This is a genomic window from Nitratireductor sp. CH_MIT9313-5 (assembly GCF_037029545.1).
In the GTDB taxonomy this organism is placed as follows: Bacteria; Pseudomonadota; Alphaproteobacteria; order Rhizobiales; family Rhizobiaceae; genus Chelativorans.
In genome coordinates this window covers 17,034-39,167 of sequence record NZ_JAYMER010000008.1, presented here as the reverse complement: position 1 = coordinate 39,167, position 22,134 = coordinate 17,034, and the positions used below count along the sequence as shown (strand labels likewise).

Below are 22,134 nucleotides of genomic sequence, written 5' to 3'. Positions count from 1 at the left end.
CCTACCCTCCCCGCCTGATCGTGATTTTCTCCTGAGAGCGTCCGACGCCCGAGACGAGGATCGCCCTGTCGATGTAATAGTCGACCACCATCATGGTGCCGTTCATGCGGTAGTTGACGATCCGGTTCTCGCCGCCGGAAACCACGAACAGCACCGGCGCATCCTGGCCCGACAGCGACGAGGGGAACTGGATGTAGGTTTTCTGGCCGTCGCTGTAGATGCGGGTCGGCCGCCATCTCGCCGTTCCGCTCACACGAAACGAGAAATTGAGCTGCTCCGCCGGCACGCCGGCGCCGGGCACGATGCTCGCCTCCATGCGCGCGGCAATCTCGGCGAAGCGCGCATTGACGTCTTCGGGATAGTCGAAGCCGACCCGCGCCATGTAGTTCGTCTGATGGGACTTGAGCTGGATGTGGTAGGTGCGCCGCGAGGTCGTCACCACCATCGAGGTGACGAGGCCGGGTTCCGATGGTTTGACGATCAGATGCACTGCCTGGCTGCCCGGCGCGCCCGACGTCGCCGGTTCGACCTTCCAGCGCACAGTGTCGCCGAGCAACACGTCGCGTACGATTTCGCCCGGCTGGAGTTCGATGTCGCACACCTGCAGCGGCGAGCAGACCACCGATGGCTGAACCTGGCCGAAGAGGAAGATGACCTTACCGTCGGGGCCGCGCGTCACGACCCCCTGCCCTTGCTGCCACTGGCTGGAGAGGCTCGTGCCACGCTGTTCGTTGACACTCAGGGGCTGTGCCAGGGCCGGCACTGCAATTGTCGAGAAAACAAGCCCGGTGCAGAATGCTGCGCTCCGGAGTCTGGGTATGTTCATGAAAGGGATCCTCCGGGCACTCACAGCTGCGCCGTCCAGTCGAAATCTATGAGGTAAAGGCCGATCGGGTTGAGGCGGATGACTGCCTCGTCCTGGGGCGGCGTCAGGGTGACCGTGGCGACGCCCCGAAACCGCTTTACGTCCTGTTCCCTGCCCTGCCGGTCGCGCTCATATTCCGTCCAGTCGACCTGGTAGCTCTGGTTGGAAAGCGGCACGATGTTCGTGACCTCGATGGCCACCGTCATCGTGCGGGCGCGGTCGAACGGAGAGTTGCCCCGAAACCAGGCGTTGACCTTCTCGGTCGCCGGATCGGCGGCGCGCAAGTGCGCATAGGTGCGGTCGATATATTGCTTCTGGACCACGGCATCGGGCGTGACCGAACGGAAATTGCTTACGAAGCTGCCAAGCGTGGCACGCACGACGCGAGGGTCGGCATATTCGATCTGTTGCGGGAAGCCGGCGCTCACCGCCGTGCCGAGCCGATCGACTTCCACGATGTAGGGCACCAGCTGCACCTGCGTGCTCTGATAAAGCGCATAGGAGAAGCCAATCACCGCCATCAGCATCCCCGTCACGCCGACGATGCGCCAGGACGCGGCCGCTTTCACATACGAGCCGTAGCGCTCGTTCCATTCCTGGCGTGCGGCAAGGTAGGGATTTTCCGGTGGGCTCTTTGCGGCCATGGTCACGCCTTGTCGTCTGCTGATTTTCTGGTGGTGGGGCGGCCCTGGCTCTGATCGAGCTTGGAATTGGCAAGGCCGAGCGTCGATGCCCCCCAGGACCCGGGAACGCCGATCGCCTTGTCCCGCCCGGCCGAGGCGAGCGCGGAGCCGGCTGCCGTCGCGCCGCTGGTCATGCCTTTGAGCGCCGCGGCTCCGAACGAGCTGCCAGCGGCCCGTGCATCGGAATAGGCCGAGGCCCCTGCCCTCGCGCCGCCCCAGGCCAGCGCGGCGCTGCCGGCGGCCATGGTTGCGGCCTGGCCGCCGTGGCGGATCGTCTCCATGCCGCCGGTCACCGATACCCCCTGCACGACACCCTGGACGATGTTGGGTACGTACATGGCGATGACGAACACCACGACGGAAATGCCGCCGATCGCCAGCGTGGAGAGAAACTCGTCGGCGCCCGAGGGGGAGTTGGCGAGATTGATGAGGACTTCAGAACCGATGCGCGCGATCATCACCAGCGCCATCAGCTTCATGCCGACCGAGAACGCATAGACGAGATACCGGACGGCGAAGTCCTTGGTGAAGCTCGAGCCGCCGAGACCCAGCATGATCATCCCGGCGAGCAGCCCGACATACATCTCGGCCATCACGGCCACGAAGATCGCGGCCACCAGGCTGAAGGCAATGACGACGATCACCATGGCGAACACCGCCGCGATCGCCAGCGCGTTGTCCTCGAACAGCCCGAACTGCGCTTTCTCCGACATCTGGCTGGCGACCTGCAGGCCGGCATTGAAGACGTTCGCCGGTGAGGCCGATCCGCCCCCTGCGCCGATCTGGAACAGGCTGTCGACCATTGCCCGTGCGAAGTCCGGTCCCTGCTCAAGGATGAAGACGAACAGGCCGATGAACATGATGCGCCGCACCAGCTCGGCGAACCACGTGTCGAGCGATGCCGCACCGAGGGCCAGCCAGACCGCAGCGATGCCAACCTCGATGCCGGCAAGGATCCAGAACAGCGAGCGGGCCGCCTGCATGACGGTCGTCTCCCAACCCTGCGCGGCGTCCGCGACCTCGTTTTCCAGCGTCGTGAGGAGCGAGCCATCCTGTGCAAGGGCGGGCTGGAGAAGAAGCAGGGCCCCGAGGAATACGGCAAGGGCGAGTTTAGTTCTCGGGGGCCTCATCGCCCTGCCCCTCTCCGTTGCCCCAGCGCGGCCGCATCTCCTGCCCGCCGGTGGTGTCATACTCAGTCGGTCTGTCGAGGACTCTGCGTGCCCGGTCCGGTTCCCCGCCAAGGTTCGGGACGACCCAGATCGCAACAGCGATTCCGACAATGACAGTGGCCGCCGCCACGATGATAAGTGTTCTCGTCACCAGCGCGGCTCCATGACCTGGCCGCCCGATGTCGACGGCGCGTTCGAGTTGAAGAAGTCCTCTCGACGTGTCTGCGCGAGATCCTTTGCGGCCTGCTCGGATTGATGCCAGGTCGCCATCATCGTGATCTGCTGGGAGACGAGGCCGCGCAGTTTCTGCGTCTGCGCCACCTGTTGCGCGGCAATCTGATGGCCGACCTGAAGCGCCTGCATCTGTCCGACGGAGCTCTGCGACATCGAGCGAAGTTGGCTCATCGTCGCCTCTTCACTGGCGAACTGATCGGCCGTCAGCCCGGCCGCCCGCAGCGTCGCCGAAATCGTCTCGCGGTTGGTGTCCGACCATGACTGATAGCTCGAGGAAAAATCCTCGCCGTTCGCGAGCCCCGTCTCGAACTCGGCGAAGCTCTCGAAGCGTTGCTTGAGAACGTCGTCGATATTGCCCATCGCAAAGGCGATGCCCTCGCCCTGGTTGACGAGGCTCTGGAGTTGCATGAGGTCGCTTTCGACCTGCCCCCAGATGTGATCGGGCAGCTGCAACGTGTTCTGCAGCATGTTCTCGTAGATGCGGATCTGGTTCTGGATTTGCTCGGAAAGTTGCGTGATCTGCGTCATCTGGTTCTGGATCTGCTCGGCCGACTGGCCTGTGAGCCCCACCAGCTCGGCGTTGTTGAGCAGCTGCGTCCATTCGGTTGCGTTCCCCGTGACCGCGCCGGCATGCGCCGGGCCCGTGAAAGCCAGGCAGGCGCTCACCACCGAGGCGGCGGTGATCCTAATCGCGTGTGAGAATGGCTTCGGCATTGCCTATACCCCTTTCCAAAAGCCAAGCAGCCGGCCAGTCCGGACCATGATCCTTGTGCAGCTGATCGATGCGTTTGAGGTCTTCCTTGCCCGAGGCGCCAGCGAAGGCGAGCGCGACCGGGCCAAGCGCCATGTCGAATAGCCGCCTGCCCTCGGGGCTTGCGACGTAGTATTCGCGCTTCGGCGTTGCCGTCGCGACGATCTCGATCTGTCGCTCGTTGAAGCCGATGCGCTCATAGAATTCGCGCGTGCCCGGCTCTCGCGCGGCGCCGTTCGGCAGGCAGATCTTGGTCGGACAGCTTTCCTTGAGCACGTCGATGATGCCCGACCGTTCGGCGTCGGATATCGACTGTGTCGCCAGAAGCACCGCGCAGTTCGCCTTGCGCAGCACCTTGAGCCACTCCCTGATCTTGTCCCTGAAGGTGGGATGGCCGAGCATTAGCCAGGCCTCGTCGAGAACAATGAGACTGGGCGCGCCCGTCAGGCGTTTTTCGATCCTGCGGAAGAGATAGAGGAGCACGGGCACGAGATTGCGCTCGCCCATGTTCATCAGCTCCTCGATTTCAAAGGTCTGGAACGCGCCGAGCGCCAGCCCGTCTTCCTCGGCGTCGAGAAGTTGCCCCATCGGCCCGTCGACCGTGTAATGGTGGAGCGCGTCCTTGATTTCGCGCATCTGCACCCCGCTCACGAAATCCGAGAGCGAGCGGCCGCGCGCCGACGCCATGAGGCCGACCTGCCGCGAGATCGCGTTGCGATGATCTGGTGTGATCGCAACACCTTGCATAGCGATCAGCGTCTCGATCCATTCGCTTGCCCAGGCCCGATCTCCCTCGGTCGACAACTCGGCCAGCGGGCAGAACGACAGGGAAGTCCCCTCCCCTGCCCCGACCTCATAATGATCGCCCTCCGCGGCGATCGTGAGCGGGCGCAGGGACCGGCCCTTGTCGAAGGCGAAGATCTGCGCGTTCTCGTAGCGGCGAAACTGGGCCGCAATCAGCGCGAGCAATGTCGACTTGCCCGAACCGGTCGGACCGAACACGAGCGTATGCCCTACATCGTCGACATGAAGGTTCAGCCGGAAGGGCGTCGAGCCCGAAGCGACCTGCATCAAGGGTGGGGATCCGGTCGGATAGAACGGGCACGGCGCGGTCGTGCTGCCTGACCAGACCGAGTTGAGAGGAATGAGGTCCGCCAGATTGCGCGTGTTGACGAGCGGTTCGCGGACATTGGCATAGGTGATGCCCGGCAGGCTGCCGAGATAGGCTTCGGTCGCATTGAGTGTCTCGATGCGCGCGCCGAACCCTTCGGCCTGGACAAGCCGGCGCACCGCCTCGGCCTGGTCGCGCAACCGCGCGTCGTCGGTATCGAAGAGGACGATCACCGGTGTGTAATAGCCAAAGGCGACGAGCTGGGAAGAGGCCTCGGCAATGGCGTCCTCGGCCTCGGCGACCATCGTCATGGCGTCCTGGTCGACCGCGCGGCTCTGGGTCTGGAAAAGCTGGTCGAAGAACGGCCGCACCTTCTGCTGCCATTTCTTGCGGGTGCGTTCGAGCTTTGCACGCGCTTCCTGGTCGTCGAGGAAAATGAAGCGGCTCGACCACCGGTAAGTGAGCGGCATCAGGTCGAGCGAATTGAGAATGCCCGGCCAGCTCTCGGCCGGAAGCCCGTCGATCGCGACGACGGCCAGATACCGCCCGTCGACCACCGGCGAGAGGCCATGGTGGAACTCGGCCGTGGCCAGCCAGTCGAGATACATCGGGATCGCCGGCAGTCGAACCGGATGGCTCTCTCCCACGATGCAGAACCGGATGAACTGGAAGAGTTCATCGTACTGGATCTCGCGGCCGGTCTCAGGGTCGGCGACCGTGCGCGTCACCATGCGCCGGATCGAAAGCACATTGGCCAGATACTGCTCGAACTCGCGGATAGACGTGCGGAAGGTCTCCAGGACCACATCGGCGTAGGTCTCCGAGCGGCTGTCACTGTCAGAATAGACATAGCGTGCGAGGCCCGACCGCCGTCGTTCGGGCGGCCGGTAAGTGAGAATGATCGCGTGCTGGCTCTCGTAATGCCCGCTTTCGGCCTCGAAATGCGCCCGGCGTTCGTTGTCGATCGCGCGTGTCACAGGCTCAGGGAAATGACAGTCCTCGCGTGCGGGATAGGCGACGGTGGGGATGCGCACCGCCTCGACCTGGATCATCCAGCCCGAGCCGAACCGGGACAGAATCGTGTTGATCTGCCTCGACACCTCATTGCGCTCGAGATTGGTCGAGCTTTCCGAGTCCGGGCCGGCAAAATACCAGCCGGCCATCACCGACCCATCCTTGAGCAGGATCACGCCGTCGTCGACCAGGCCCGCATAGGGCAGAAGGTCGGAGAAGGACGGCCGGGTGTTGCGGAACTGACGAAGCGCGACCATTCCAGTCAGGGCCTCCGCCATGGTGAGGCGGTCGGACGGTAGCCCGCGCGGTAGCGAATATGGCGCAGATAGACCTGCCGCATCATCGGATCGGCTTTGGCCATCATGCGAAGCGCAGCCAACACGGCGGTCCAGATAGCGATCCCGAGCAGCACGGAAAACCACGTCAGGACCACGAAGATCAGGATCACCGCGGCAAGACCGGTCAGCAACACCAGCTCCCGATCGGCCCCCATCAAATGGTTCGGGCGCGAAAGCGCCCGATGGATGCGGGATCGTGTGAGAGCAACGCCTGGCTCAGCCATCGCTCCCCTCCCCTGCCCCGGCCGGCGGCGCCTCGTCGGCCGGATAGCCGATCGAGGCGCCGCTCGCGCCGAATAGGCCAACGATCTGCGTGGCGCCGAGGAGGATGCCGGCGACCAACACGACATACATCAGCCGGCGCGCGAAATCGTTGAGCTCTCCGCCAAAGATGAGCATGCCGCCTGCGACCGCAACGGCGGCCAGCGCGATGAAGCCCGCAACCGGACCGGTGATGGACTGCTGTATCTGTTGAAGCGGCCCTTCCCAGGGCAGACCGCCGCCACTTGAGGCGAGCGCTGGCGTGGCAAGCGCGACAAGCAAGAGCGTTGCCGCGACCGGGACGGCGGCCAGAGCGCGGGTGTTATGCGGCATGACTTTCCTCGTCGATCTGGGGATGGTGATCGGTTGCGTAGCGCGCGCCGTCGAAGGCCGTGACACGCATGACATCACGCACCCGCCGCCCGTGGCCGGCACGTTCGATCGAGACGACAAGGTCGACGGCTTCGCCGATGACCTCGCGCATCGGCTGCTGGCTGACCTCCGCGGTCAATTGCTCGAGGCGGCGAAGCGCGGAGACGGCGCTGTCGGCGTGAATGGTCGTCACGCCACCCGGATGGCCGGTATTCCATGCCTTGAGCAGGGTGAGCGCGGCACCGTCGCGGACTTCGCCGACGATGATCCGATCCGGCCTCAGTCGCATCGTGCTCTTCAACAGCCGGGCCATGTCCACTGTGTCGCTGGTATGAAGGGCAACCGCGTTCTCGGCGGCACACTGGATCTCCGCGGTGTCCTCCAGGATGACCAGACGGTCATCGGGCGACAGGGAGACGATCTCCGCAATCACGGCGTTGGCCAAAGTCGTCTTGCCCGACCCAGTGCCGCCGCTGATCACGATGTTCATGCGCGAGGCAACGGCGCTTCGTAGCACCGTAGCTTGACGGTGGGTCATGATCCCGGCGCCCACATATTCCTCCAGCGGGATGAGCCGGGATGCCCGCCTTCGAATGGTGAATGTGGGCGCAGCGACGATCGGTGGCAGCAGTCCCTCGAAGCGGTGCCCTCCGATGGGGAGTTCGCCCGAGATGATCGGCTGGCTCGCATCCACTTCGGTCTGCAACGCATGGGCCACGCTGCCGATAATGATTTCGGCGGCGCCGGGCGCGAGCTCACCAATGGACTCGATCCCCTGCCCCAGCCGTTCAACGAACAGCCGGCCGTCCGGATTGAGCATGATCTCGACGACCAGCGGATCGTCGAGCGCCTGGCAGATTGCCTCTCCGAGTGCGTCCGTCAGTTTGCGCACGAGCCGCGAATGGGAAGGAGTCGAACTCATGGCTCGCTCCTTCCCGAGATTGTCAGGTCACTTTCGCTACGGCCATTCATTGCCGACATTGCATCCACCGCCACTACTCCTGTGCGAGATGCAGTTCTTGCCCGAAGGACCAGAATTGATCACCCCGGCAGAAGTGCCGGGGTGGTTCCCTGATTTGCCCTGGATACCTTCTTGGCAGGGGCGTTGATGCGACTCACTTTTGCTGAGTCGGGTTCAGAATCGGCAGAGTTCCGCCAATTTCGGATCAGTGACGAGGCTCAGCCGGTGCCATCGCTGTCTCCCCCGTCAAAACTGCCAGTATAAAATCTTGGGCCAAATGCGCGGAGGGTGCGGCGTAAGTGACAGAAAAAACGACAAGAAATGGCTCAGAGCCGAAATGTGACGCTCTCTCGGCGCGACTCGTATTAGGGTTTCATTAACCAAAAACCGCTTGCACCCGAACCAGAATCGCCCATAGTAATAACGCTTTCCCGTGCGTTGTTTTGGAAAAAGCGTTATTTCAAGGAGAGAGCTCGGTGGTGCCGGTCATAGAGCAACAAGAGTTGGATTTCGACGAAGAGATCATCCAGCAGGGTGAGTTGATCTCTGACCGGTTGAACATGCTGCGTCTGGAGCAGTATCCGCCTGACGCGCAAAAGGGACTGCGATTGTTCTCGCTTGCCGAAGTGGCTGATTTTATCGGTGTAACACAAAACCACATCAAGAAGCTTCACCTCGACGGAAAGGGTCCTGTTCCGACGGTGTCATCCTCGGGCAGACGCTCTTACACGGCAGAGCAAATGCTGGAGCTTCGCCAGTATCTTGACAAACACGGCCGAAGCGACGTGAAAAACTATGTGCCGTGCCGTCGCGAGGGCGAGCACCTGCAGGTGATCTCTGTTGTCAACTTCAAGGGTGGTTCGGGCAAGACAACAACCACTGCCCATCTCGCTCAGTATCTTGCGCTTACGGGACACAGGGTCCTCGCCATTGACCTTGATCCACAAGCGTCGCTGACGGCACTTCACGGTATTCAGCCTGAGCTCGACAAAAATCCTTCCTTGTTCGAAGCACTGCGCTATGACGATCAGCAGCGCTCGATCAAGGACATAATCCAGCCCACAAACTTCCCGGGATTGGATATCGTTCCCGCGAATTTGGAACTCCAGGAGTACGAGTACGAAACGCCGTTGGCAGCCGCCAACTCGCATGAGGGCCGCCTGTTCTTTACGCGCATCTCGAAAGCCCTGAAGGAGGTCGACGACCAGTATGATGTGGTCGTGATCGATTGCCCCCCGCAGCTCGGCTATTTGACGCTGACCGCCTTAACCGCCTCCACTGCAGTGCTCATCACCGTGCATCCCCAGATGCTCGACATCATGAGCATGAGTCAATTCCTGCTGATGCTTGGCGGTATCCTGCAATCCATCAAAGGTGCCGGAGCCAAGGTCAATCTCGACTGGTTCCGATTTCTTGCGACGAGATACGAGGCGACGGATGGGCCCCAGTCGCAAATGGTTGGCTTCATGCAGGCTATGTTCAGCAAGAGAATGCTGAACAATCAAATGGTGAAGTCTACAGCCATCTCCGATGCCGGTATCACGAAGCAGACAGTCTACGAAGTCGAGCGCACTCAGTTTGTGCGGGCGACCTATGACCGGGCGGTCGAGTCGCTGAACGCTGTGAATAGCGAAATAACCGCTCTTGTTCACAAGGCTTGGGGTCGAAAATGACCGGGAATTTGACAGCCGTGCAAATCGCCAAAAAACAGAGGCAGTTCAACAAGATATCTTTGATTTCGGGTATGACGAATGGCTAGGAAGCATCTTCTCGCGAATATTGGCGTGCAGCCAGCAAAGTCAGCGGAAACCGCCGAGAAGGGGGAGTCGCGCGTCGAATACGCGCGTCGTGGTGCATCGCGTTCAATGATGCAGTCGCTGGATGACCTAGCAGAGAATTCGATGCGGGTCCTAGAAGGTGACGTGGTCGTTTCACTGGACCCTGAAACACTGGATCCCTCCCCTTATCAGGACCGAATTGGTGAGGATCCAGGCAAGGATCAGGAACTCCTCGAAGCCATCAAGGAAGCGGGCCAACATCAGCCCGTGCTGGTTCGGCCGCATCCCAAAGAAAGCAACCGTCATATCATTGTGTTTGGACATCGCAGGGTGCGCGTCGCCAAAAAACTTGGCCAGAAGGTCAAGGCGGTAATCAAGCCTCTCGAAGAGATTGCCCACGTGATTGCGCAGGGCCAGGAGAACTCTGCCAGAGACGACCTCAGTTTTATTGAAAAATCGCTCTACGCAAGACGGCTCCAAGAGTCCGGGATCGACAAAGGCACAATTAAGAGCGCTCTCACCATAGATGATACCTTGCTGTCCAGAATGCTCTCGGTAGCCGAAACGGTCCCTGCTCCTGTTCTCGAAGCTCTTGGCGCCGCCAAGGGTATCGGACGTGATCGCTGGGAAGAACTCAAGAAGATCGTACAGGTGCCCGCGAAATCTGCCCAGGCTCTGGAACTGGTTCAATCGGACGCGTTCACCGCCCTTGAGGAGGCCGATCGGTTTGGCTTCTTGCTTGAAAAGCTCAAGGTCTCGGGCGCAAGGAAGCCTAAGAAACAACCACCCACGGAAAGGGCCTGGAGCCTATCCAACGACGCCGTGAAGGTTTCAACCAAGGACAACGGAAAGGCTTTCACCTTAGCTTTGAAAGCCAAGGACGCCTCGCAGTTTGGCGCCTATCTCTCGAGGAGACTAGAGCGCCTCTATCAGGAATTTCAGGAAAACGGAGAGGAGGGCAGCGACTGAATCAACGGCCGGAACTCCGGCCAGAAGGAAATTTGGCAAAGAAAAAGGCCACCGAAATCGCTTCCGGAAGCCCTCTCTTGTTGTGGTGACTAGAGAATCGCACTTCCGAGAATCACAGTCAAGGCTCTTCTGAGTCGTGAGCGCCGATTCGGCGAGCAGTTTTCTATTGCCTAGCGATAGGTGAAGAAAAATGCAGACGCATACCCCAACGACGCCCTTTGGGCGGCGAACGATGTCGCTTGGCATGATGGCAAGCCAGGCTGCGGCAAAGACCGTGCCGGAAGGTGCGCAGGTCCAGAAATGGAAGGTGTTCCACACGATCCGGGAAGCGCGCGACCTGATCGGCGCCACGGACCGCTCGCTGGCCATTCTCAATGCCCTGCTCTCGTTCCATCCAGAAACGGAGCTCTCGGGCGACGGTGAACTGATTGTCTGGCCGTCGAACGAGCAACTCATGGCTCGTGCAAACGGCATGCCGGCGACAACGCTGCGGCGGCACCTGGCTGTCCTGGTCGACTGCGGACTGATCATTCGTCGCGATAGTCCGAACGGCAAACGCTTCGCCCGCAAGGGCAGGGGCGGGCAGGTCGAACAGGCCTACGGGTTCGATCTGGCCCCGATCGTCGCCCGTGCAGAGGAATTCGAGGAACTGGCGGACGCGGTTCGAGCCGAAAAGAATGCATTTCGGCTTGCCAAGGAACGCCTGACGCTACTGCGCCGCGACATCGTCAAGCTCATCGAGACCGGCATCGAGGAGAACGTTCCGGGCAATTGGGGCAGGGTACAGCAGACCTACCAGGCTATTGTCGGCCGCCTGCCGCGATCTGCCCCTAGGCAACTCATCGAGGACATCTGCTGCGATCTCCACGGTCTCTACACGGAGATCCTCGAGGTGTTGGAATCATTTGCAAAAACACAGAATCCGGACGCCAATGAGTCCCATTCTGGCCGCCACATACAGAATTCAAACCCAGACTCCATATCTGAATCTGAAGAAGGCTCTCGAAAAGAAGATGAAGCGGGCGGCAGCGCCGCGGAGAACGACAACCTGCGGAGCTTGCCGAAGCGGGAATTGCCCTTGGGGATCGTGCTTGATGCCTGCCCGGACGTGAAAGATTTGGTGCCAGGGGGTGAGATTCGCCACTGGCGGGACTTTCTGGCGGCCGCGGAGGTGGCCCGGCCACTGCTTGGGGTCAGCCCCAGCGCCTGGCGAGAAGCGGGCGAGGCAATGGGGGAGGTGCAGGCTGCGATTACGCTCGCGGCGATCCTGCAGCGCTCCGACCAGATCAACAGCGCCGGCGGTTATCTGCGCAGCCTGACGGACAAGGCAAGGGAGGGCAAATTCTCCACATGGCCGATGGTTATGGCGCTTTTGCGCGCCAAGCTGGACGCCAGCAGGTCTTCCGCCGCGAAGGCTCCAGAGCCGCAAAGCGACGGGAACAAGGCGGGCGAGCGTTTGGAAGTCTCGGACGCGCTGCTGCGATCGCTGGAACGCCCGAGACGGTGAGGGTACCTCGATGAGCCGAACTGCCTCGTTTCCCCCGGCCACCTTTTGGCGGAAACATTGTGCTCAGTCGCCGTCGACAAGCTCGTCGAATGCCTCGAGCAGTGCGTCGACGATCGCTTGGCCAAGAGCGTTTGCGGTTTCACCGATCCGTCGTTCGCCTTCGTTCCGGACCGCTGTAGCGAGTTCCGAACCTTGGTCCTCTAGGATCGATCAGGCCCGCGCGATCGCCCATTGCGCGAAGTCGTCCCGGCTGTTGACAGTCATCGTTTCCATTGCAGCGCTCTCCGGGTTTGTTGGCGTATGCTGGCGACGGTGGGCACCCGCGATCTGTACCGCGTTCGCGCCCCAACGTCATTCCGGCTTCCGTGCTCAGGCTGCCTCGAGCAGGCCGCTGCGCTTTGCCCGGTCGAGAAGATTCTTGACGGAGGAGGGCGCCCATCTCGTACCACCCCGCGGCGTGCGCTCATGAAGGCGCTCGAGCTGGTTTGCGATTTCTCGCAAGGTGAGCTCCGGATTGGAGGAATGGATGCCCGCCACAAGCGTCATCAGGCGATCCTCGGGCGGTCGAGGCGGTGACTTCCTCAGGAGCGACTTGTCGGCCATGCCTTCGCTGACCATCCATCTTACCGCACGCCGCAGGCGCTCCGGGGTCCAATCGAAGCCGCGTTGCTTCAGCACGCGCGAGATATCGTCCCAGGTGTGGTCCGGGCGCATGCGCCGAACGATCGGAAGCCATTGATTGGCAGTGGACTGGATGCGCGCGCCGTAGGCCGCCTTCTGAGCAGCCGTCATCCTGGCCAGTGCCTCCGGCCTGCGTTCGCGAATACCGGGATTGCCTGGTAGTCGGCCTTTTGCCTTGGCAGCTTTGACGCCTGCCTTCGTCCGCTCCGAGTTGAGAGCCCGTTCCAGCTGGGCGACGGCGCCAAGGACCTGCAGCGAAAACATGCCCTGCGGCGTCGTGGTATCGATGGGATCGCTCAACGAGCGGAAATAGGCGCCTTTGGACGTCAGCTCCTCGATGACATTGAGCAGGTGGCTCACCGAGCGCGCCAGGCGGTCGAGGCGAACCACAACAAGGGTGTCGCCGGCGCCGATCTCGCGAACAAGCCGGGCGAGGGCGGGGCGGGTCCGCGAGGCGCCAGACCCATGCTCCTGGATGATAGTATCGCATCCGGCCGACCTCAGCTCCATCTCCTGCGCTTCCGTCGCCTGCTCGTCCGTGGAGACGCGCGCATAGCCGATAAGCCGGCCCTGTGGCCGACGGGAAGAGGGATTGGGCGGTGTTTTGGCCATTTGGAGCGCCTGATTGCAGTGTTGAAGGCGAGTTTACAAACATAGAAGATACGGATAACCGATCGTTTGTAAACGTCTCTTGAGTGCCTTTCTGACAACCGAAAGCGTCAAAAACCCCGGAAAAACAAGCTCTCTCGTCGATCTGAGCACGGATTGCCAGGTCTCTGTTCAATCCCGGAGACCGCAGCGCTCATTATATATGGAGAGGCAATTGAATTACCGGTGTGACGGAAGTGAAAAGCGTGTTAGCTTCCGTATTAAAATCGAAGCGTTTTGTTATCAATGGCTTATGAAATCGGAAAATTGAACCACGAGACCCTCCTTGGGCCGATTGCGGCCGCGGAGGACGCGCTTGCCCGACTCGATGAGCGCGTCGCCCGATCCGAGGTCGGCGCAGGCTTTGCAGAGCGGGCTGATTTCTTCGATTCTGTCTCCAGTATGTGGGTCGGCGGCGAACTCGTCCATCTCGAGGATCTGGTTCTCCACGACGCACAGATGGACATTCGCGCGCCGAGCCATGAGCTTGTTATCGCGCACCGTATCGTGCGGGCCCGGCGGCGCGTGTCCCGGAACGATCCCGGCTGGGCGGTTTCGCGGGCGGGGATTATGGCGCTCGCCGGCGTTGCCGAGGAACCCTCCGCCGAAGCCAAACCGGCCGACAGGGGAGGGGAGGGGGTGGAGCTCGACCTACTCGATCACGATGCACTGTCGCCTGAGTTCGCCGAGATCGACGAAATCCTAGCCCGCACGAAATGGCTGGTCGATGGCAACGAGCCCGCCGAGCAAAGGAAGCGGGAGCCCGAGCCCAGTGTCGGCGAGCTGCTCATTCGCGATCCGGATTGGGATGAGGGTGAGCGTATCGGCGAGTGGCTCGCGCTGGTCAAGAAGGTCGAGCCAATTCCGGCCACTCTAGCCGCAGCGGTTCTCTGGGATGCATGGGAATATCTCGAACCCCTGCAGCGCCAGCACTGGCTCGGGCAGGTGCTCGTTTCGGATTTCCTGCGATCGCGAGGAAAGGTCCGATCCCACCTGCTGACCTATGCTGTGGGCTTGCGGGAAGTTCCGAGGGAGCGTCGGCGATCGCGCGACCGAACGACGAGGCTTGTCGCGTTTCTCGATGCGATGGGCTCGGCCGCTGCGGTCGGGATGAAGGACATCGACCGGTTGACACTAGCGAAACGGCAACTTTGCCGGAAGGCGGCGGGCAGGCGGACGACGAGCAGCCTTCCCGTTGCGATTGATCTCCTGTTATCGCGCCCGATCGTTTCAGCACACATGGTTGCGAAGGCCGCGAAAATCACGCCGCGCGGCGCGTTGAATCTGGTCAGCGAACTCGGAGTTCGAGAGATGACGGGGAGGGGGCGTTACCGTGCGTGGGGCGTACTCTAGCCGTAGATGAAGCCGCGCGTAGAACTCGGAAGGTGGCTTCTACAACGCTGACCGAACCGCATCGACAAACCTGTTATAAGTGGCAACATCTTCCTTCATCATCTGACGAAGCCCAGCATGGATTTCGAGTTGCACACCAGCGCCGGTACTTCCGCGATTGCAGATGTTCCCTGGCTCCATGCCGCCATATGCTCCGTCAGTGACGACTTCGCTCTCAAAGCCCGCGCTTTCCAGGGCCTTATGAACACGGTTTCGCAACGCTTCATCGCGTCCACCGATTTGCAGAGATCTCTTGTCCCCCGCCAAGCCATGAACCGTAACTACCTTCTCGCAAGGCCCGATCAGCGTCAGCGCCCGCTCTTCGTCGAAGCGATGTGAGGTGATATGCAGGACCTTGTTCCCCCGTTTCTTAAGGCCTCGGAGCGCGTAATAATTGTGGTTGCTTCCTGCGATTGATTCCGCAAGCTCCGCAGTGAGAGGTTCAATTCCGCCGCCATGCGGCGCGACGATTGCCACTTTGCTCTCAGCGACGGTGCGCGCCGTCACGCTAAAGTCCACGTCTTCTTGCTCATTCTGGCGGAGCGCTTCGAAGTTTTCGTATTCGTGTTCGCGCGACATCTTTTCTCCTCCCGAACAGGGTGATTTTCGATCCTGTCGGAAAAGGAATACCATTAAGAACGACAAAGGTCCGACTTTGTCGATGTCCACACCACGCATACTTGTTCGTGATCGGATCAGATCGTTGGCAGACCAGAAAAGTCATCGAACAGGCAGTTTATTTCGCGAAGGCGCTTCGTCGTTCTCATCACCGATCCTCCTCCCGATCCCTTTGGCGCAAGCGCTTCACGTATTCAGCGCTCGCAAGATCGTCCGGCCCGAGATCCAGCGCACAGTTGGCAAGTGAAGCATATGTGGCGTCAGAAAGGCTGAATTTGGTCGGTAGATGGCGGCCATCGCGGTTTTCTTCGATGAATTGAAGCAGCGCCCTGAAGAAATCAGCGCGAGACGGGCGAGAGGATGCTGTTCCAGCCGCGGTCACCGACTGATGAGCGTGAACGGTTGCCCTTGCGGCGTCGGTCCCCAAGACGGACACGAATTCCGACATGGAAGGCCAGTACTTCAAGTCGAATTGGCTATGCAGGGCTTCGAGTGGTTCTCGCACAGAGGATGTGAAGCGGGGATTGTTCCTAGCGGCCTCGCTGAGAACATCCAGCACGTGATAGTGCGTCTCGCTGACGAAGCCGGAATGGTCATGGAGCTTAGCGCGTTGTTCAAACAGTTCGGCCAATTCCATAGCCATTCCCGAGATCTTCTGGTTCACATCCTCCAGCTTGGCACGCATCCGTCGAGCCTCAGCCATCTTGGCGGGGTTCCAAAATGCGGCTGTTCCGAGCAGTCCGTCAATGAACACCCGCAACTGAAACTCGCTTTGGTTCGCCTTTGTCCAGAGCTCGTCGTAAGCTTCAATCAGTTCGGCATATCGCGATAGCAGGCTCCTGCAAACGGTCGTCTCGGAGGGAAGGGTACCATTTTCGGTATTATAGCTTACGTGCTCTTCCAGTATCTTCTCCACTGCCTTTCTTCCGTCTTCCATTCTGCTTTTCTCCGTCTTTGATCTATTATCGAACCATAGTCTGGAGCGGCCGAATCAGGGGGACCGGAAATAAAAATAGTTCATACGCTTTCGGGTACTTCGGGTGATACGGTCAGACGGAGCGACAAAGCGGCCACCAGCCTATTATTTCGACGGCACCGGTGGCTGATCGCGGAGAACCTGGATGCTCTGCCCTGCAGAGACCAGTTGGTATGAGAGCGAGCGGATGAAGCTGAAACGACTTGAAAAGATGCGCAGCGGTGGAACGCGCACGAAAATGCAGCTCAGCATCCCGATTCCCAAGACACCTGACGGTCGGGTCTACCGATATTCGCCCAATGCTGACGCCCATCCCCGCCACTTCGTACTTGGTGATACCGTCGCAGGGTTCGCGGCAGACCCAGCCAAGGCGGAACGCATGAAATATGCTCCCGGTACCGCCGGTACCGTCTGTCCCTACAGCGGTGTTAGAGCTGACGATGAGGAGTTCATGCATCCGGATGGCCCCGCTACAAATTGCCAGTCCGACACGCTGGTTTCGTTCGGCAGGTCGATCTCGAAACGCAGTCCGTGGACGTAGAAACATCCAAGTCTGCAAATCGCAGCGAGATCGAGACCCAGATTGTTGTATCCATCCACGCATTGAGCCGTGATCGAATCTTCGATCCGCACTTTCATAAGAGAAGGACCAAAGAATCCACGCAAACAGCGTTCAACGGCTGTCTTGATGCCATCGCTAATCGCGTTGGTGAATTGCTGATCACCCCAGCCCGAGAAGAAATCTCCGAAATCCTCTCTCAATATGTCCAAATGTATTCGAGCGAGCATTGCAAGGAATCACCATGTTGAAATCTGTTTTTGGAAACATGATGCCATAATCTCGCGGGCGGTTGTCAAACGGACTTGGCACCCCGATGTGCTAGAGTTAGCTAGGTTGTCATGGTTGCTTTAGTTGACAAAGTTGCATTCAGGCATATATTGCAGTCATTGGAGGTGAGTGACATGGCTGAAAAAGCAGTATCAAAGCCCGCAGGTCGCTTGGCCATCGGGCAGAGCGCAAGATCCAAGGACGTCATCACCATGTTCACCGTGAAGCGTGACATGGCCAAGGTGCTCGTCGACTACAAGCTGCCAGCGGATGCCGAGGTGGCAATTGTTTCTTCGAAACCAAGCTCTGCGAACAGAATCGAAAAGGCGCTTGGTCCTAGAGTAGCTCGCCGGGCCGAACTCGTCGCCCGCGCGTTGGGTTCACGCAAGGGCACCGAGACGGCTGTCGATAAAAGCGCTTTCGAGCCTGACGCACGCAGCCGCGCCATTTTGGAAGGCGTTCGTATTGCTCAAGAGGATTTGCGTGAGGCGGGTGGCGCCTACGATCTTGAGCAAGTCCGGACATTAATGCGTGGCGTCTCTCGGCAAGCTGTCGACAAGCGTGTGCATGAGGGGTCGCTAATCGCCGTGCCCGGCCCCAGCAACCGGCGTGCCTTTCCAACTGTTCAGTTCAAGCGCGATGGAACTGTCGTCCCTGGCTTGAAAGCCGTGCGTGACGCATTGCGGACGAAGAATTCTTGGATGGTTCTCAACTTCCTCGTCAATCCAGACGTTCGGCTGGACGGCCAGCGACCGATTGAGTTGCTGAAAGCAGGCGATGTCTCCACCGTTGTCGAAGCGGCAAAGCGACATGGTGAGCAGGGAGCGTGAGTGGACCGCTCCCGCCGCCTGACCTGAATTCACGCGAGCCGGAACTGGTAGAAATCCCTAAAGGGACTATCATTCACCGGTTCTACAGTGCTGCATACGACCCGATCTATTTCGATAAATCCCAGCAGGGTCGCTTTAATGCACCGGATCAGACTTATGGTGTCCTTTACACGGCCGAGAACCCGGCTGGAGCATTCGCGGAGACGTTTCTCAGGACACCCGGACGAACGCTGATTGACGGCGAGCTTCTTGATCGCAAGGCATACGTACGGCTGAGCGTTACCAGATCCCTACGTTTGATCCGCATGGCGGGTCCCGGCCTTGCTCGGCTTGGCGCAACCGCCGAGGTGACTCACAGCGGTCTACCCTATGATGTGCCTCAGTCCTGGTCGAAGGCGCTGGCAAGCCACCCGGTAAATGTTGACGGAATAGCCTATTTCTCGCGGCATGACGATGATGAGCTCTGTCATGCTCTTTTCGACGCGACAGAAGGCGCAATTCGCGAAGTGGCCCGCGAGACGGATCTGGATCACGACTGGTTCTGGAGTTTGGCCGAGCAGTACGGCGTTGGCTTTGCGCCCTAGAAGCCTCTCGCGGTTCCTGTACTAAGGCCGTTTCGCCATTCACTTGCCTCCATAGGCTGGTAATCGTCTCGCGAGTGATACAACTTGAAGATCAAATCCCGCGAGCAGGGCATGCCAACGTGGCTCTCCGGAGATTGACATCAGGCCGAACTATCTTTGTCCTCCAAAGGGGCGGTCCGCGACCTTCACTCGATGGCCAATTTTCATTGGGCGTCGATTCAGCGTCGAGCCCTATCGTTCACGACACTTCGTGAGAGACTACCGATGCAAAGTTGCGCGTAATTTGGCTCCGCATATTGGAAATTTCGGTTGCGAACATCTCGGAAAGCAGGCTCACGGTATAGGCAACGTCGCCTGGGGGTACGGGTTTGTTTTGGTCCTCGATGAATGGGCCACGGCACCCAGAAGATAGAGCACAAGACCGAGAAAGAGTGGTCGTTTGCGTCCATATATGTCGGCAAGCGGACCGTAAGCCAGTTGCGAGAGCGACATTGCGACGAAGAAGGACAGGAGGCTCAGCTGTACGGTAGCCGTGTCCGTGTCGAGCCCCTTTTCGATGAAGGGGAGCGCCGGCAGGTACATGTCAATCGCGAATGGCCCGACAGCCGTGAGCAATCCGAGAATGACAGCGGTCAGATAGAAACTGGTTGTCGAAGATCGCGTTTCTTGCAGGGCGTTCAAGACAATTCCTCGCGATCCAGCGGCTTCATATGAATGATTTCTTCGCCGCGGCGCATTTTGATGTTGATGCGGAAGGAATTGGCGACCCGCTCTGAGCGATCAATGAAGAGGGCGGCGGACGCCGGCGGGCACAGTTCCTCCACGGTCCGGCGGAAGAGCGCGAGCCAGCGCTGGAAATGCACGTCGTCGAGTTCCGGAATCGCCATGTGCTTGGGCATCGGCCGCCCGCCATAGCGCCCGGTGCCGAGCAGCATCGAACTCCAGAAATCGATGATTGTATCCAGATGCGCCTGCCAACGCTCGTCCGGGACGACGCGCAGGAAGATCGGACCGATCAACCCGTCGTGGCGGGCAAGCGCGTAGAAGCGGTCGACCACGCGGCGGATCATGGCCTCGTCGAGGCCTTCGCCCAGCGCGCGCCCGATGTCGGGATGGACGGCGCGCAGCCGCCCGGTGGCGGACGTATTCATGCGTCGGCCTCACGTATGACATAGCTGCAGCGGTGTCCGCCATTGACCAGATGTTCCGCGCGCTCCACCGTGGCCTCCGGACCCAGGACGTCGCGGAAAATATTGAGTTCGGCGCGGCAAAAGCCCTGGCAGGAGGTGGCAGCGGCACAGATCGGGCAATGGTTCTCGACCAGCAACAAATTCCCGTCGTCTGTTTCCCGCCAACTCGCCATGTATCCCTCGCCTGAACGCAATTCCGTGAGGGCTGCGACGCGTTCATGAAGGCCGGTGCAGCCGACCATGGCGGCCCTGTATTGCGCGCGGGTCTCGTCCTCGCGTTTCTCGATGATCCGCTCGAGAGCATCCTCGCCCAGAACCGAACGAACAGACTCCAGGACTTGCACGGTCAGCGCGGCATGGGTGTCCGGGAAGCGGGAATGTCCCGCCGCGGTCAGTTTCCAGATCCGTGTTGGCCGGCCGACGCCGGCCGGCTCGCTGGAGGCGACCGCGAGACCCTCGTCAGCCAGCCGGACAAGCTGCTGGCGCGCGGCTTCGCCGGTCGTGCCGAGCCTATCGCCGAGGGCAGCTGCAGTCAGCGATCCATGCATCTTGAGCAGCATAAGGACGCGCTCTGCCGGATTGCGTGGCGTCCAGCCGGTATTTTCCAAGCCTTCACTTGACATATTATCGGAGGTAGTTTTCAAAGACATCACTTGGAAAATAACCGATGCGGTATGCCGGTGCAAGCCGTCCAATGAAAGGAACCCGTCATGACCTTCGAACTGCCCGCCCTCGATTACGCCCAATCCGCTCTCGCCGAACGCGGCATGGGCCAGGAAACGCTGGAACTGCACCACGGCAAGCACCATCAGGCCTATGTGACGGCGCTGAACGGCTTCGTCGAGAAGAACGCCGACCTGCAGGGCAAGTCGCTCGAGGAGATCATCGCCTTCGTCAAGGACAAGCCCGACATGGCGCCGGTCTTCAACAATGCCGGCCAGCACTGGAACCACATCCATTTCTGGAGCGCGCTCTCGCCGAAGGGCGGCGCGATCCCTGGTAAGCTGGAAGCGAAGATCGTCGAGGATTTCGGCTCGGTCGACGCCTTCAAGGAAGCCTTCAAGACCGCCGCTGTCGGCCAGTTCGGGTCCGGCTGGGCATGGCTCGTTCTCGGCGACGACGGTAAGCTGAAGACCGCCAAGACGCCGAACGGCTCCAACCCGCTGGCGACCGGCGGGGGCAGGGTGCTTCTCGGCCTCGATGTCTGGGAACACAGCTACTATCTCGACTTCCGCAACCGCCGTCCGGATTATGTGTCGAACTTCCTCGACAATCTGGCCAACTACGAATTCGCGGAAGCGAACCTCGGATAGGGTCCGCCACCGGCAGAGCCGGAAAGACCAAGGATCATGACAGACCATGAGGCTCATCCGACCGAGCCAACGGCGTTTCGGCTCGGCACCGCATTTCGGCCCTTTGCCGCTCAGCGTGACTTCCGCGACGCCATGGCCTCCTTCGCCACAACCGCCTGCGTCGTGACGGCGCGTCATGGTGATAGGCGCCTCGGACGAACGGTGACGTCGCTATTCTCGCTGTCCGTCGATCCGCCCTCCATTCTGGTTTCAATCGACATCACGAGCGACCTTGCCGATATGATCGGCAAGTCCAACGGCTTCTCGCTCGCGATGCTGTCGCGGAAGCAGCAGAACGTGGCCGACGCCTTCGCGGGCCGCGGCCACCCGGACCAACGGTTCGACCATGGCTCCTGGTCCGAATGGCCCTCCGGACATCCACGGTTGGCGGAAGCGGTCGTCGCCATGGATTGTGACCTGATCGGCGCGATGGAAACTGAGACCCATATGCTCTTCGCCGGTGGGGTCGTGGCTATCGAGAAAATTTCCGAACGGCGGCCCCTGATCTGGCATCAACGCCGGTACAAGTCGATTACAGAATCCATCGGACGCAACGGCGGTCATGTCGTCCCTGACGGCGCGCTGATCGAGAACGGAGAGAAGCCGTGAAGAACATTCCCTGGAGACACATTTACGCCTGGCTGCTGGCGGCCTTCTTCTTATTCGGGGGCTTTCTGAACATCTTCGCATCGCCTGAGGTCATCGAAGATTATGAGACCTGGGGCTACCCGGGCTGGTTCCACTATGTCACCGGAATTCTTGAATGGACCTCGGCCGTGCTCATCGCAGTGCCGTTCACACGGCTTGCCGGTTGCCTGCTTGCGGCCGCTGTCATGGCGGCGGCGGCAGTAACGGTGCTCCTCAACGGGGAATATTCGCACGCGGTCGCACCGCTAATCGTGCTTTGTCTCGTATGTCTCAACGGCTGGCTCACATGGCGTGCCCAGCACAGAAGGTACTGACCGGGAGCGCCGCCCTCGGCGACATCCGCCCCGTCAACTCGTCGCGGGCCGCATTTTGC

25 protein-coding genes are annotated in these 22,134 nt (G+C 60.5%); 10 read left to right on the top strand and 15 right to left on the bottom strand.

The genetic code is table 11. The features are described from left to right. Nucleotide 1 precedes the first annotated feature (1 nt). Genes trbG through trbB form a run of 9 tightly spaced genes read right to left on the bottom strand, consistent with a single transcriptional unit; the run spans nucleotide 2 to nucleotide 7,720 of the window. Nucleotides 2-826 carry a P-type conjugative transfer protein TrbG gene (gene trbG, locus WA367_RS00865; protein WP_336054973.1) on the bottom strand — a complete coding sequence of 275 codons (825 nt, stop codon included), beginning with the start codon at nucleotides 824-826 and terminating at the stop codon, nucleotides 2-4. A 20-nt stretch (nucleotides 827-846) separates the two neighbouring features. Continuing rightward, the gene (locus WA367_RS00860) at nucleotides 847-1,509 is read right to left on the bottom strand and encodes a conjugal transfer protein TrbF (protein ID WP_336054985.1); all 663 of its coding nucleotides are present in this window, start codon (nucleotides 1,507-1,509) and stop codon (nucleotides 847-849) included. Between the two features lie 2 nt (nucleotides 1,510-1,511). Next, on the bottom strand, nucleotides 1,512-2,678 hold the full coding sequence (gene trbL, locus WA367_RS00855) for a P-type conjugative transfer protein TrbL (protein WP_336054972.1): 1,167 nt from the start codon (nucleotides 2,676-2,678) through the stop codon (nucleotides 1,512-1,514). Beyond that, the gene (gene trbK, locus WA367_RS00850; RefSeq protein WP_252928222.1) at nucleotides 2,659-2,868 is read right to left on the bottom strand and encodes an entry exclusion protein TrbK; all 210 of its coding nucleotides are present in this window, start codon (nucleotides 2,866-2,868) and stop codon (nucleotides 2,659-2,661) included. Before trbK ends, trbL begins: the two co-directional genes overlap by 20 nt. After that, nucleotides 2,865-3,665 (bottom strand): P-type conjugative transfer protein TrbJ, encoded by an 801-nt coding sequence (gene trbJ, locus WA367_RS00845; protein WP_252928225.1) that lies wholly within the window; start codon nucleotides 3,663-3,665, stop codon nucleotides 2,865-2,867. Before trbJ ends, trbK begins: the two co-directional genes overlap by 4 nt. Further along, a complete protein-coding gene (locus tag WA367_RS00840) occupies nucleotides 3,637-6,084 on the bottom strand; it encodes a conjugal transfer protein TrbE (protein ID WP_336054971.1) in 2,448 nt (815 codons plus the stop codon). The genes trbJ and WA367_RS00840 overlap by 29 nt, the downstream gene beginning before the upstream one ends. 5 nt (nucleotides 6,085-6,089) lie before the next feature. Next, entirely contained in the window at nucleotides 6,090-6,389 is a 300-nt protein-coding gene (locus WA367_RS00835) for a conjugal transfer protein TrbD (protein WP_009452543.1), read from the bottom strand. Continuing rightward, on the bottom strand, nucleotides 6,382-6,759 hold the full coding sequence (locus WA367_RS00830; RefSeq protein ID WP_009452544.1) for a TrbC/VirB2 family protein: 378 nt from the start codon (nucleotides 6,757-6,759) through the stop codon (nucleotides 6,382-6,384). The genes WA367_RS00835 and WA367_RS00830 overlap by 8 nt, the downstream gene beginning before the upstream one ends. After that, nucleotides 6,749-7,720 (bottom strand): P-type conjugative transfer ATPase TrbB, encoded by a 972-nt coding sequence (gene trbB / locus WA367_RS00825; protein ID WP_223006670.1) that lies wholly within the window; start codon nucleotides 7,718-7,720, stop codon nucleotides 6,749-6,751. The genes WA367_RS00830 and trbB overlap by 11 nt, the downstream gene beginning before the upstream one ends. 515 nt (nucleotides 7,721-8,235) lie before the next feature. On the opposite strand from trbB, the gene repA reads away from it, so the two are divergent. The 3 genes from repA to repC all read left to right on the top strand — a co-directional run bounded on the left by repA (nucleotide 8,236) and on the right by repC (nucleotide 12,013). Next, the gene (repA, locus tag WA367_RS00820) at nucleotides 8,236-9,432 is read left to right on the top strand and encodes a plasmid partitioning protein RepA (protein ID WP_223006669.1); all 1,197 of its coding nucleotides are present in this window, start codon (nucleotides 8,236-8,238) and stop codon (nucleotides 9,430-9,432) included. A gap of 78 nt (nucleotides 9,433-9,510) precedes the next feature. After that, the gene (gene repB / locus WA367_RS00815; RefSeq protein ID WP_223006668.1) at nucleotides 9,511-10,506 is read left to right on the top strand and encodes a plasmid partitioning protein RepB; all 996 of its coding nucleotides are present in this window, start codon (nucleotides 9,511-9,513) and stop codon (nucleotides 10,504-10,506) included. A gap of 190 nt (nucleotides 10,507-10,696) precedes the next feature. Beyond that, nucleotides 10,697-12,013, top strand: coding sequence for a plasmid replication protein RepC (gene repC / locus WA367_RS00810; protein WP_223006667.1), 1,317 nt, complete (start codon nucleotides 10,697-10,699; stop codon nucleotides 12,011-12,013). 369 nt (nucleotides 12,014-12,382) lie between these two features. On the opposite strand, the gene WA367_RS00805 is transcribed toward repC, so the two are convergent. Then, on the bottom strand, nucleotides 12,383-13,306 hold the full coding sequence (locus tag WA367_RS00805) for a recombinase family protein (RefSeq protein WP_223006666.1): 924 nt from the start codon (nucleotides 13,304-13,306) through the stop codon (nucleotides 12,383-12,385). Between the two features lie 282 nt (nucleotides 13,307-13,588). Between WA367_RS00805 and WA367_RS00800 the strand changes: the two genes are divergently transcribed. Beyond that, a complete protein-coding gene (locus WA367_RS00800; protein ID WP_127601152.1) occupies nucleotides 13,589-14,695 on the top strand; it encodes an RHE_PE00001 family protein in 1,107 nt (368 codons plus the stop codon). Between the two features lie 39 nt (nucleotides 14,696-14,734). Here the strand turns inward: WA367_RS00800 and WA367_RS00795 are convergent, their stop codons facing one another. Then, a complete protein-coding gene (locus tag WA367_RS00795) occupies nucleotides 14,735-15,313 on the bottom strand; it encodes a poly-gamma-glutamate hydrolase family protein (protein WP_164749969.1) in 579 nt (192 codons plus the stop codon). 187 nt (nucleotides 15,314-15,500) lie between these two features. Continuing rightward, on the bottom strand, nucleotides 15,501-16,289 hold the full coding sequence (locus WA367_RS00790; RefSeq protein WP_127601156.1) for a hypothetical protein: 789 nt from the start codon (nucleotides 16,287-16,289) through the stop codon (nucleotides 15,501-15,503). Nucleotides 16,290-16,473: 184 nt separating this feature from the next. Between WA367_RS00790 and WA367_RS00785 the strand changes: the two genes are divergently transcribed. The 3 genes from WA367_RS00785 (at nucleotide 16,474) to WA367_RS00775 (ending at nucleotide 18,571) form a co-directional block, all read left to right on the top strand. After that, on the top strand, nucleotides 16,474-16,869 hold the full coding sequence (locus tag WA367_RS00785; protein WP_336054970.1) for a hypothetical protein: 396 nt from the start codon (nucleotides 16,474-16,476) through the stop codon (nucleotides 16,867-16,869). Nucleotides 16,870-17,228: 359 nt separating this feature from the next. Further along, nucleotides 17,229-17,987 carry a hypothetical protein gene (locus tag WA367_RS00780; RefSeq protein WP_336054969.1) on the top strand — a complete coding sequence of 253 codons (759 nt, stop codon included), beginning with the start codon at nucleotides 17,229-17,231 and terminating at the stop codon, nucleotides 17,985-17,987. Further along, complete coding sequence (locus WA367_RS00775) at nucleotides 17,984-18,571, top strand: RES family NAD+ phosphorylase (RefSeq protein ID WP_336054968.1); 588 nt, start codon at nucleotides 17,984-17,986, stop codon at nucleotides 18,569-18,571. The genes WA367_RS00780 and WA367_RS00775 overlap by 4 nt, the downstream gene beginning before the upstream one ends. A 333-nt stretch (nucleotides 18,572-18,904) precedes the next feature. On the opposite strand, the gene WA367_RS00770 is transcribed toward WA367_RS00775, so the two are convergent. Genes WA367_RS00770 through WA367_RS00760 form a run of 3 tightly spaced genes read right to left on the bottom strand, consistent with a single transcriptional unit; the run spans nucleotide 18,905 to nucleotide 20,507 of the window. After that, nucleotides 18,905-19,252 (bottom strand): MFS transporter, encoded by a 348-nt coding sequence (locus WA367_RS00770; protein WP_238720023.1) that lies wholly within the window; start codon nucleotides 19,250-19,252, stop codon nucleotides 18,905-18,907. After that, nucleotides 19,249-19,722 carry a group III truncated hemoglobin gene (locus WA367_RS00765; RefSeq protein WP_127601082.1) on the bottom strand — a complete coding sequence of 158 codons (474 nt, stop codon included), beginning with the start codon at nucleotides 19,720-19,722 and terminating at the stop codon, nucleotides 19,249-19,251. Before WA367_RS00765 ends, WA367_RS00770 begins: the two co-directional genes overlap by 4 nt. After that, nucleotides 19,719-20,507 (bottom strand): helix-turn-helix transcriptional regulator, encoded by a 789-nt coding sequence (locus tag WA367_RS00760; protein ID WP_336054967.1) that lies wholly within the window; start codon nucleotides 20,505-20,507, stop codon nucleotides 19,719-19,721. The genes WA367_RS00765 and WA367_RS00760 overlap by 4 nt, the downstream gene beginning before the upstream one ends. Here WA367_RS00760 and WA367_RS00755 point away from each other — a divergent pair. The 3 genes from WA367_RS00755 to WA367_RS00745 are packed head-to-tail and all read left to right on the top strand — an operon-like array spanning nucleotide 20,472 to nucleotide 22,075. Further along, nucleotides 20,472-21,074: a superoxide dismutase gene (locus tag WA367_RS00755; protein WP_127601084.1), complete on the top strand. Its 603-nt coding sequence runs from the start codon at nucleotides 20,472-20,474 to the stop codon at nucleotides 21,072-21,074. The genes WA367_RS00760 and WA367_RS00755 overlap by 36 nt on opposite strands. 36 nt (nucleotides 21,075-21,110) lie before the next feature. Continuing rightward, nucleotides 21,111-21,722, top strand: coding sequence for a flavin reductase family protein (locus tag WA367_RS00750; protein ID WP_127601086.1), 612 nt, complete (start codon nucleotides 21,111-21,113; stop codon nucleotides 21,720-21,722). Next, the gene (locus WA367_RS00745) at nucleotides 21,719-22,075 is read left to right on the top strand and encodes a DoxX family protein (RefSeq protein ID WP_127601088.1); all 357 of its coding nucleotides are present in this window, start codon (nucleotides 21,719-21,721) and stop codon (nucleotides 22,073-22,075) included. Before WA367_RS00750 ends, WA367_RS00745 begins: the two co-directional genes overlap by 4 nt. The last annotated feature ends 59 nt before the right edge of the window (nucleotides 22,076-22,134 follow it).